Source organism: Marinococcus tarijensis, assembly GCF_054971385.1.
The window spans coordinates 29,378-41,148 of the sequence record NZ_JBQOJA010000015.1 but is presented as its reverse complement, the minus strand read 5'-3'; the positions used below and the strand labels follow the sequence as shown (position 1 = coordinate 41,148).

Genomic DNA, 11,771 nt, shown 5'->3' with positions numbered 1-11,771 from the left:
CCTTTTAGCTTTGCCTAGAATAAAACTCGTAATCAAAAAATAACTACTGCAGGTACATATTAAAAGGAAAGAGGTGCAGCATGGGCAGCAATCATACTGGAATCGTTTCATTTGTAGGTGCCGGACCGGGTGACCCTGAATTAATCACCGCTAAGGGGCTGCGCAAATTACAACAGGCCGATGTGGTCATTTATGACCGCCTGGCTCATCCCGGGCTCCTGCTGCAGGCTTCTCCTGATGCGAAATTTATATACTGCGGCAAGCAGCCGTGCCGGCATACGCTCCGGCAGCAGGACATTCACTATGAGCTACGGGGCCACGCCAGGCGCGGCAGCCGGGTCGTCCGCTTAAAAGGAGGGGATCCGGGAGTTTTTGGAAGAGTCGGAGAAGAGGCCGAGGAGCTTCAAAAGCATCAGATCCGCTTTGAAATTATCCCGGGAGTCACTTCCGGGAGCGCCGCTCCAGCTTACGCCGGTGTTCCTTTGACCCACCGGGAGCATTCCCGCTCTTATACCGTGGTGACCGGCCACGGCAAACAGCAGGACGGAATGCCTGACATTCAATGGGGCGGCCTTGCTGCAGGCTCTGATACGATCGTTTTTTATATGGGCGTCAAACACGCCGGCTGGATTGCAGACCAGCTGGTCCGGCACGGCCGCTCACCCGAAGAATCGGTGCTTATTGTCCAGTGGGGAACCTACGGCAGACAGCAGTCAACCGCCGCTTCGCTCGCCGGACTTAAAGAAGCCGTTCACAGAGAACAGATAGCAAATCCGGCAATTATTGTAGTAGGAGCTGTTACCGGAATGCACACTAGAACGCAGTGGTTCGACCCGGACAGAAAAACCGGACGGAGTATTGCAGCCTTTACCGCCGGACGCCCCGAACTTCAGAATTTTACAGATTATCTGCAGGACGAGCAGACCTCCATTTGCCATACGAATCAGCCAATTGATGCCGGAGACCTTTCATCAAATACAGAACATGCTCTTTCGCGGCTGCTTGAAGAAAAGCTTATCGATACCATTTTCGTCCCCGATTATGCCTCCTGTCAGCGGCTGAAGTCAGGCATTGACCGGATGATAAATACACAGCATACAACCATTTCTCCTGTGTACATTATTTTTGATAAGGAGGCCTTCCCTTCAGATGAAGCAGATGTTTTTTATATAGATCCTTCACTGTCGCCTGAACACATGACGGACCAGTTAAACAGCCTTACTTCGTTTCCTGTGAAAACGCCGGCCGGCATTTAAACCGGTTAAAATATCAGAATTATTTAAATTATCTGAGGAGGATTCATCCATGAATAAAGAACGTCTCGTTTTAATCGGCAACGGCATGGCCGGTATGCATACCATTGAAGAAATTTTAAAGCAGGAGCCCGACCGTTTTGAAATTACGGTTTTTGGCAAGGAACCGCACCCAAACTACAACCGCATCCTGCTGTCCTCTGTTCTTCAGGGCGACAGTGAATTAAAGGATATCGTTTTAAATGATTATAGCTGGTATGAAGAACATAATATTACGCTGTATACAGGCGATGAAGTCACACGTATTGATACGAAAAATAAACAGGTGAAAAGTGCCGGCGGGATTGTATGTGCGTACGACCATCTGATCGTCGCAACCGGCTCCAACCCTTTTATGCCTCCCATACCCGGCTCTGACAAAGAAGGGGTCATTTCCTTCCGCGACATAAAGGATACCGAAACGATGATTGAAGCCTCTAAAAAATACGAAAAGGCAGCTGTTATCGGAGGCGGACTGCTCGGTCTTGAGGCCGCCCGGGGCCTGCTGAATCTAAACATGGAAACAGAAGTAATCCATATTCAGGATCAGTTAATGGAGCGCCAGCTCGATCCTAACGCCTCCAAAATGCTGAAGCGCGAGCTCGAAGACCAGGGCATGCGGTTCCACATGGAAAAACAGACAGAACAGATTTTCGGACGCAAACGCGTTCAGGGACTTCATTTTAAAGACGGGGAATCACTTTACGCCGATCTCATTGTCATTGCTGTTGGCATCCGTCCAAATATTAGCCTTGCAGAGAACTCCAGTCTGGATACAAACCGCGCGATTGTTGTGAATGATTATCTTGAAACGAGCGCTCCCGATGTATACGCCGTTGGTGAATGTGCAGAGCATAACGGCATTGCCTACGGCCTGGTAGCTCCATTGTATGAACAGGGAAAAATTCTGGCTGAGCGGCTCGTCTCCAAGGAACCAACCGGGACCGGCTACCGGGGCTCTCTTACATCAACCAAATTAAAGGTTTCAGGTGTGGATGTCTTTTCGGCAGGTGAATTTGGAGAAGCGGAAGATTTAAAATCTGTGCTTGTCCATGACGACTTTGATGGCGTTTATAAAAAAGTGAATATCCGTGATAACAGGGTGGTCGGAGCTGTTTTATTCGGAGATACCTCTGATTCGCCGAAGCTTTTGAACCTGATTAATAAAAAAGAAGACATCTCCGACGTGGGCAAAGGGCTTATCCTCCCTTCCGAAAGCAATGCGCCAATGGAGAGTCCAGTCGTAGACATGGCGGACGAAGAAACGGTCTGCGGGTGCAACGGGGTCTGTAAAGGCGATATCGTTTCTGCCATTAATGACAAAGGACTGACTTCCGTCAACGAGATCAAACAGCATACGAACGCTTCACGCTCCTGCGGCGGCTGTAAACCGCTCGTTTCCGACCTGCTGAATGCCACGCTCGGCGACGAGGCTTCCGGTTCCGAAGTGGAGCCGCTGTGCGGTTGTACCGATCTCTCTCACGAGCAGGTCACTGAAGAAATAAAGACTAAGCAGCTCACCCATACCCGCGAAGTGATGAATGTGCTCGGATGGAAGGAGCCTGAAGGCTGCTCCAAGTGCCGTCCGGCCCTGAACTACTACCTGAGCGTCTCGAAACCAAAAGAGTATGAAGACGACTACGCCTCCCGTTTTATCAATGAACGTGTGCACGCCAATATTCAAAACGACGGCACCTATTCCGTTGTCCCAAGAATGTACGGGGGCGTCACTAATTCAGAGCAGCTCCGGAAAATTGCCGATGTCGCAGAAAAGTATGAAGTGCCGCTGCTTAAGATGACAGGCGGCCAGCGTATTGACATGCTCGGCGTGAAAAAAGAAGACCTCCCGTCCATATGGGGTGAACTCGACATGCCTTCCGGCCATGCTTACGGGAAAAGCATACGTACTGTAAAAACATGCGTCGGTGAAGACTTCTGTCGTTTCGGCACCCAGGATTCCATTGGGATGGGCATGAGCATCGAAAAAAAATATGAACGGCTCAACACTCCCCACAAGGTGAAAATGGCCGTCTCTGCCTGCCCAAGAAACTGCGCGGAGTCCGGCATTAAAGACATCGGCATTGTCGGCCTTGAAGGCCACTGGGAAATGTATGTCGGAGGAAATGGCGGGGTTGACCTTAGAGGCGGCGAACTGCTCGGCAAAATGAACAGTGATGACGAGCTGTTGGATTCTATCAGCGCTTTTCTCCAATATTACCGGGAATCCGCCCACTACCTTGAGCGTACCTCTCACTGGATCGAACGCGTGGGCCTTGATCATGTAAAAGCAGTCATTCTCGAGGATGAAGAGGAGCGGGCAAACTTAATTGAGCGCATGGAAGTGTCTCTCGAGCATAAAGGTGAAGACCCGTGGAAGGAACTTACGTATAACGAAAAGAAAAAGCAGGAGCTGTTTGAACAGCGTAAAGTGGAGCTCGTTTAATATGAGGGAGGAATAGTGATGAATAGCGTAGATAAACAAAAAGAAGTAGCAGTGGCAACTGTTGATGAAATTACAGTCGATATTCCTAAGGAAGTGATCATTGAGGAAACTTCAATAGCCATCTTTAAAACCAAGGACCACACCATTTTTGCCCTGGAAAATAAATGCCCTCACAAAGGAGGGCCCCTTTCCCAGGGGATTGTAAGCGGCGAGCATGTATTCTGCCCGCTTCACGACTGGAAAATCAGCTTGAACGACGGCCAGGCCCAGGGTGCGGATGAAGGCTGTACCGCCTCCTATGATACAAGAATTGAAAACAACATGGTTTATCTGCTTTTAAAATAAAACTTCTTTGGCCATACCGGTGAACTTCCTGAGAAATAAGTATGCGTGCGTAAGCTATCAATTTTTTGAATAAACCAAAAATAATTACCCAACCTTAGGAGGTTCTCCTTTTGACTATTAAAGACCTTTTCCGCTTTCAGGATGAACGCATTAAAATTCTTCACTTCTGTTGGTTTGCGTTCTTCATCTCATTTTTCGCCTGGTACAACATGGCTCCGCTTGCGACCACTATGATGGCTGACCTTGGATGGCTCACAACTGAACATATCGCCGCCCTCGGGATTATGAACGTAGCCCTGACTATTCCGGCCCGGATCATTATCGGCTCACTCCTCGACCGCTTCGGTCCGCGGGTCGTCTTTTCTACACTGTTGATTATTATGGCAGTGCCTACATTTATCTTTGCCTTCGGCAGCACCTGGGCGCAGCTTTCCATTAGCCGGCTCGTACTCGGGAGTATTGGCGCAAGCTTTGTCGTCGGTATCCGCATGATCGCAGAATGGTTCCCGCCCAAGCACGTGGGCTTTGCTGAAGGGATTTACGGCGGATGGGGCAATTTTGGTTCAGCAGCGGGGGCTATTATACTTCCGTGGCTCGCCATTACCCTTATCGGAGGCGATGACAGCTGGAGATATGCGGTCGCTTTCACCGGGGTTGTCTGCTTTATTTATGGTATTGTTTTCTACTTAAATGTGCGCGACACACCGGAAGGCCACACACTTATTAAACCGAAGCGTTCCGGTGCCATGGAAGTGAGCTCATGGAAAGACATGGCTCAACTGATGTTTTGGACTATACCTGTCGGCGGTGCCGTAGCTCTTAGTGCCTGGAGAGTCTTCGATATGGGCTTTATTTCCACATCTATTGTATACGGCATTTTCATAGCTGTAGGTGTCGTATTGATTTACCAGATCTATATGATCGTCAAAGTAAACGTTCCTATTATTAAACAAGGCATAGCAAAAGACGATCAATACAACTTCAAAAACGTTGGAGCGCTAAACAGTACTTATTTCGCCAATTTCGGCGCAGAGCTCGCAATTGTATCGATGCTCCCTATGTTCTTTCAGCTCACCTTCTCCCTTACACCGTCCACAGCCGGTCTTATTGCAGCTTCATTTGCCTTCGTGAACCTGCTTGCCCGCCCGCTCGGCGGCGTCCTATCCGACCGTCTTGGAAGCCGGCGCAAGGTGATGCTCGTTTATATGTTCGGCATCGTGATCGGCATGTGCGGCATGGGCATGATCAATTCCGGCTGGCCGGTTATTCTGGCTGTTCTCATGACAGTCCTTACTTCGCTATTTGTGCAGGGAGGCGAAGGTGCCACCTTCGCAATGGTGCCAATGGTGAAAAAACGGGTTACCGGGCAGGTGGCCGGTATGACCGGAGCGTATGGAAGCATCGGCGCAAGTGTATATTTAACGCTTTATACGTTCGTCACCCCGAGCCAGTTTTTCTTCATTCTGGCCGGAGGGGCTTTCGTAAGCTTTATCATATGCTATTTCACACTCGAAGAACCGGAACATTCCTTTGCTGACGACTACTACCTCTCGAAGGAGGATCAGCTGCTTAAAGAAAAAGCAAAAGGAGCAGCCCTCCGCTCGAAGGAAGCCGTTTCCTACGCCAGCCAGGTTTCTGATAAAGACCGCTGAGTGAGGGCCCGGTCCTGGTTTACCAGGCCGGCTCGCGGAGCGTTTCTCTATAGGGATAAACGCTCCGCGGGCTGCAGAGGCCACTGCCTGCCATGTCAGCCACAACCCCCGACCAGCCCCCGTGCCGTTCATAACCGGTACGGGGGCTGGTTTTTTATTTATTCAATAGACACTCTCCCGGCACAAAAAAGAACACTGCCGATCCCGGCAGCGTTCGTTGTATCTATTATGCTTTTTGTTTTTGGGCTTCTGCCGGCTTCATCGAGACTGCCGCCAGCTTAAACCCCGGCATCTGGCACACTGGATCCAGCGTACCGGCAATCAGCCGGTTCACATTCTGTTTGCCTGCCCAGTGAAAAGGCACGAAGATGGTATCCTTACGGATGTTTTCCGACCATTGATTTCTAACCACAATAGAGCCCTGCAGAGATTCCAGGGTAACAAGGTCGTTTTCCTTAATTCCGTACTTTTCTGCTGTCTCTGGATGAATTTCGACGAATGATTCAAAATAACGGGCATTTAATTTGGCGCTTTTTCCTGTCTGAACCCCGGTCAGGTAATGCGACATAACTCTGCCAGTCGTTAAATACAGCGGTCGCGCCTCCGACAGTCGTTCTTTAATAATTTCTTTACCGTTTTCCGGAGTAAAGCAGCGGGCTCTACCGCTATCGTGTACAAAAGAGTCATCAAAAAGACGCTGCTTTCCTGTTTCTTCCGGAGAAGGGCACGGCCAGAAAACGCCGTTTTCCCTTTTAATCCGTTCATACGTAATGCCGTAATAATCAGCCGGCCCTCCCTTTGAAGCAAATCGCAGTTCTTCGAAAACTTCTTCTGCCGAGCGGTAGCTGAACCATTTTTCTTTGCCAAGACGCGAAGCAATCAGCGATAAAATCTCCCAGTCGTGCTTAGCCTGGCCGGGTGCCGGACGGTCTCCCTGCCTCCAGGTCACCCGTCCTTCCATATTCGTAAGCGTTCCTTCATCTTCAATATAAGCGGTCGACGGGAGAACCAGATCGGCGTATTCGGCCGTTTCTGAAATAAATAAATCGACGACCACTAAAAAATCAAGCGCCTCCAGCCCCTGCTTCACAATAGAGGCGTTCGGGTTGGAAGCGATAGGATTGGACCCTACTAAAAACATCCCTTTAATTTCGCCTTTCTGCGTTTTCTGCATCATTTCGTAGGCGGAGACACCTTTTCCGGGCAAATCCTTCTCCTTCACATTCCAAACCGCAGCCATATGCTCCCTGGCTTTTGGATCTTCAATCGAGCGGTACCCGGGAAGCTGGTCGGATTTTTGGCCGTGTTCCCGGCCTCCCTGACCGTTTGCCTGACCCGTAATCGCTCCGTATCCTGCACCTGGCTTACCGATGTGGCCGCAGATCAGCGCTAAATTAATAAAATGGCGGACAGCCTGGTGCCCGTCAATCTGCTGCTCCACTCCCCGCGCAGTAAATACCATGCCCGTATCGGCTTCAGCGAAGATCGTGGCCGCCTGCTCAATATCACCGCGGGGCACATCGGCCCGTTTTGCAAGCTCCTCTACGCTGTACTGGCGCACGTAAGCTTCAAGCTCTTCAGCACCTTCTGTGCGTTTCTGCAGAAATTCTTTATTCTGCAGGTTTTTATCAAAAATCACTTTTAAAAGCGCGGTCGTCAAAGACCAGTCCTCCCCGGGCTTCAGCTGCAGATGCAGGTCTGCCATTTTAGCTGTTTCGGTCACCCTCGGATCGATCACAATAATAAAGGCTCCGTTCTGCTTCGCCTGTTCAAAATACGGCATAATGGTCGGCTGACATTCTGCAATATTAGTACCGGCGAGTATAATGCATTTTGCGTTTGGAATTTCCTCAATGCCGTTGGTAAAACCGCGGTCGACCCCGAACGTCTTTGTTGCCGCCGAGGCAGCAGAAGACATACAGAACCGGCCGTTGTAATCAATGTATTTTGTCTGCAGCCCAACACGGGCAAATTTGCCGAGCAGATAGGATTCTTCATTCGTAAGCGAGCCTCCGCCGTATACCGATAAAGCATTGTTACCGGAGTTCTCCTGGATTTCCTTTGTCCTCTGTCCAATAATGTCCAGCGCTTCATCCCATTCAATGGACTTAAACCGGCCGTTCACTTTTTTCATCGGCATCGTAATCCGGCCTTCATGAATCACGTGCTGGTAGGCGGAGTGACCCTTGACACACAGCCGGCCGTGCGTGGTGGGGTTATCCACACCAACCGTTTTATATTTAATGCCTTTTGTAGTGATCTGCTCTACTACTTCCTTTTTACACTGCATACTGCAGAAAGGGCACTGAGCCTGATGCCGGTTTTCTTCGAGCACCGCCGGCTCTATCGTTTGTCCGTAATTGGATCCGAAATCATTCATGAACTGTACTCCCTTCTGGAATCGAAAAATGATACGGCAGCGGCTTCTTCAAACAGACACTTAACTGGTGGAGCAGCTGCTCTCTTGTTTCCGGAGCAAACAACCCTTCCCGTATATGAATGATGGTCATACGCCCGCACCATCCGGCAAATGATTCCTTAAAAAACGCTGTTTCCCGGTAATATTGAAGAAGCGCCCAAATGTACTCTTTTATCTCCATAAAGGTGGGAGCTGAAAACAGCAACACGGACTTTCCCTCAAAATGAATATGAAACTCCCACTTGTCTTCCATTTTAAGCAGGCCGGCGTCAACGTGATTTCCTTCAAGAATTGAAAAGCCCTCCAGCATGACAAAACGGAGCGTATCGGGAAAAGGAACAGCTTCCACAGGTTCCTCGAGCTCCAGAGCGTACGGTACCATTCCGGGATTGTGACGCTCCCGGATCCGGTCTTTGAATACACTCTGTACGGCCGTCATTTGAAAACCTGGAAAGTTAAGTAGAGGAATATCCAGGCTGTCACATACCTCCACCACATCTTCGTCTTCTACATAAGGAAGCTGTATACGTCCACCCGCTGTAATGTGAAAATAGCTCAACTGGTATTTTTCGATAACGGCATTTAAATTTTTGATCAGATCAGGAGGTATAATTCCTGCTTTCATGATCGGCTGCAGAGTATAGGTGCCATCCGTCTCCAGGGAAATGTACGGCGAATATGTGAACGGCAGCGTTTCATTGCTTGAAAGCTCCCCCTGCTTCATTTGAATCATATATAGATAGTACGCAATGGCAGGCCGGCACATTTCACAGCCTTCGGGCGTTTTCCAGTTTAACGACTCCATCGCTTGTTCCGGCGTCGACGGTTTTACTTCCATCAGCCGGTTAATCAACGTAGGATGGTCCAGCCCCGTGCACCCGCACAGCGCCTCTGCCTTGTTTTCTGCTTCTACCTTCCCTTCACAGGCAAGCTTCAGCAATCCCTCTGCCATGCTGCTGCAGCCCCCGCAGGAGGTGGAAGCTCCCGTACAGGTTTTCACTTCATCCAGCGTGGTAAGTTCTTTCTCCTGAACAGCCTGGATAATGGTATTTTTATTTACATTATTACAGGCACACACTGTGTCAGATCCCGGCATTTCCAGTAGAAAGCCGGCCGGCTCGCTACTTGCTGACAGCAGCTGTTTTTTCTCCGAAGCGTTGATTGGTTTGTCCGTCATTACCAGGCTCTTTAACAGATCGCTGTTGGTCGTATTGCCGTAAAGCACAGCTCCCTGGACCGTTCTATGGCGAAAAACAATTTTTTTATAAAGCTCATTCTCCTCATCATGAAGCACCCATGATTTTGTGGATTCATCCTCTATCAGAGAGCCGACAGAAAACAACTCCACCCCGGATATTTTCAGCTTTGCCGAAGTACTTGACCCTTTATAGTAGGCTTTATGCTCGCCGCTTAAACACCTGGCCAGCACCTCCGCCTGTTCGTTCACCGGCTGTACCAGACCATATGTCCGGCCATCATGTTCTATACATTCGCCAATTGCGTATATGTGCTTGTCACTCGTCTCCATTTGATCGTTCACAATTATCCCGCGGTTCGTTTCAATACCGGATGCCTCTGCAAGCTTCAGCTGCGGCCGAATACCGATTGCAAATACCACCATATCTGCTTCGATATGTGTCCCGTCCCCAAAAGCAATTCCTGATACCTTCCGTAGGCCCAAAATAGAAGTAACGTCTTTACTCAGCAAAAATTTCACTCCGCGCCTTTCCAGTTTTCCCTGCAGCATGGCTGCAGACTGACGATCAAGCTGGCGGTCCATAATGTTATCCGCCCGCTGTATGACAGTCACTTCTGCATCGAAGCGGCTCAATCCATTAGCCGCTTCAAGCCCGAGCAGACCTCCGCCAATGACTAGAATACGGCGTTTACGCTCAGCTGCTTCTACAAGCCTGCGGCAGTCTTCAAGCGTGCGAAAAGGAAATACTCCCTCTTTTTCCACTCCTTCCACCGGGGGGATGAGCGGCGATGATCCTGTAGCGAAGACTAAATGATCGTATGAGTGTTCTCCGCCAGCCGTAACGATTTTTTTTTCTTCTTTCAACACATGCCGAACCGGTTCTCCAGGATGAAAGGATATATTATTCCGGCGGAACCATTTATCTGTATAGGTCGTTAAGTCGCCCTCTGTTATTTCTCCATTTAAATAGGATGAAAGCTGGATCCGATTGTATGGGAGCGTTTTTTCTTTACTGAAAATAGAAATATGCACCCGGGCCGCCCGCTCACGCAGCTGCTCCATTAAACGGATCGAAGCAAGCCCTCCTCCTATAATGACTACATGCTGTTTTTTCATGTTAGAAACCGCCCTCCCGCAGAGCGAAATATGTTTTCCGAAATTTTCATAAGCTACTATTAGTTTGTAGAAACCTTACGAATTCTTCAATCACCTTGTAAGATAAGCTGTCGATGTTTTTATGGTTCCAGATTTCATGCTGAAAACAAAAAAGTTGATGACTTAGATAAATTGTTCGATAATAGAAGGTAATAATGAAGACGGATCAACAGACCTGGAGCATATCGGAGGAGAAGAAATGAAACTAATTGCAACGGATATGGACGGAACATTGCTGGATCAGAACGGAGAAATCAGCAAAGAAAACGCCGAAGCCCTTCAGGCTGCTTCGGCACATGGCATTGATATTGTGATCGCCACAGGGAGAACCTACGAAGCAGCACACAGACCATTGGCGTCCGCCGGTCTTTCCTACCCAATCATCAGCATGAACGGGGCAGTCACCTACAAAAACCGAAAAGAAATACAGCGTTCTGCTCCAATTACAGAAAGCTCCTGCGAACGAATTTTAACCGTGCATCACGCTGCCGGTTCTTATATTGAACTGTTTACCAGCCAGGGAATTTTCGCCCCTTCAAGGGAAGCATATATGAGTGTCGTTGTGGGAATGCTGCAGACCGCGCACCCCGAGCTGACGACAGCTGCAGCAAAACAGTATGCTGAGCGCCGGCTTCAGGATGAAAATTTCCAGTTCGCAGACGATTTCTTTTCAGTAATCGATGACGAGGAGCTCGATGTGTATAAAATGCTCGCCTTTTCTTCAGAGGCTTCCGTGCTCGAACAGATGAAACACGAGCTCCGGGATGATAACGAGCTCGCTCTTACTTCTTCGGGCATGGGTAACCTTGAATTAAATCACGTACGTGCCCAAAAAGGCTTTGCCCTTCAGGAGTTCGCGCTTGGGCGCGGAATCTCCCTTGAAGACGTTATGGCTCTCGGGGATAACTTTAACGATTTAAATATGCTCCAAATGGCCGGCCGGAGCGTTGCCATGGGAAATGCCGTCCCGGAGGTTAAAAAGGCGTCCGGTTTTTCTACAAAAACGAATACTGAACACGGCGTCGCCCACGCTGTGCATGAGATGCTCCATGAATTAAAAACAAAAAGCAGCTGATACTCATGCCGTCCCCCGCCGGACGGCTTTTGTACGGTCAGTCCGGAATAAGCGCACACAACAGCATTTTCATGGAGTCCTTTGCCCGGAACAGAAGGGAAGTAACACTTGCCAACAAGCAGTTAATGTGAGAGTATAATTTTGTTTGCTAAAGGTACGCAGTACATATATATAATGATTTGTCATGAATCG

General features: G+C 49.2%; 7 protein-coding genes. 5 read left to right on the top strand and 2 right to left on the bottom strand.

Going from position 1 to position 11,771, the window contains the following annotated elements; translation table 11 throughout:
* The first annotated feature begins 80 nt into the window (after positions 1-80).
* The 4 genes from cobA to ACTTK7_RS09980 all read left to right on the top strand — a co-directional run bounded on the left by cobA (position 81) and on the right by ACTTK7_RS09980 (position 5,732).
* On the top strand, positions 81-1,256 hold the full coding sequence (cobA, locus tag ACTTK7_RS09995) for a uroporphyrinogen-III C-methyltransferase (protein WP_462867850.1): 1,176 nt from the start codon (positions 81-83) through the stop codon (positions 1,254-1,256).
* Between the two features lie 49 nt (positions 1,257-1,305).
* Positions 1,306-3,735, top strand: coding sequence for a nitrite reductase large subunit NirB (gene nirB / locus ACTTK7_RS09990; RefSeq protein WP_462867849.1), 2,430 nt, complete (start codon positions 1,306-1,308; stop codon positions 3,733-3,735).
* Positions 3,736-3,753: 18 nt separating this feature from the next.
* The gene (gene nirD, locus ACTTK7_RS09985; protein ID WP_462867848.1) at positions 3,754-4,080 is read left to right on the top strand and encodes a nitrite reductase small subunit NirD; all 327 of its coding nucleotides are present in this window, start codon (positions 3,754-3,756) and stop codon (positions 4,078-4,080) included.
* 110 nt (positions 4,081-4,190) lie between these two features.
* The gene (locus ACTTK7_RS09980; protein ID WP_462867847.1) at positions 4,191-5,732 is read left to right on the top strand and encodes an MFS transporter; all 1,542 of its coding nucleotides are present in this window, start codon (positions 4,191-4,193) and stop codon (positions 5,730-5,732) included.
* Between the two features lie 226 nt (positions 5,733-5,958).
* On the opposite strand, the gene nasC is transcribed toward ACTTK7_RS09980, so the two are convergent.
* On the bottom strand, positions 5,959-8,112 hold the full coding sequence (nasC, locus tag ACTTK7_RS09975) for an assimilatory nitrate reductase catalytic subunit NasC (RefSeq protein ID WP_462867845.1): 2,154 nt from the start codon (positions 8,110-8,112) through the stop codon (positions 5,959-5,961).
* The gene (gene nirB / locus ACTTK7_RS09970) at positions 8,105-10,465 is read right to left on the bottom strand and encodes a nitrite reductase large subunit NirB (protein ID WP_462867843.1); all 2,361 of its coding nucleotides are present in this window, start codon (positions 10,463-10,465) and stop codon (positions 8,105-8,107) included. The genes nasC and nirB (ACTTK7_RS09970) overlap by 8 nt, the downstream gene beginning before the upstream one ends.
* 238 nt (positions 10,466-10,703) lie before the next feature.
* Between nirB (ACTTK7_RS09970) and ACTTK7_RS09965 the strand changes: the two genes are divergently transcribed.
* On the top strand, positions 10,704-11,579 hold the full coding sequence (locus tag ACTTK7_RS09965) for a Cof-type HAD-IIB family hydrolase (RefSeq protein WP_462867841.1): 876 nt from the start codon (positions 10,704-10,706) through the stop codon (positions 11,577-11,579).
* The last annotated feature ends 192 nt before the right edge of the window (positions 11,580-11,771 follow it).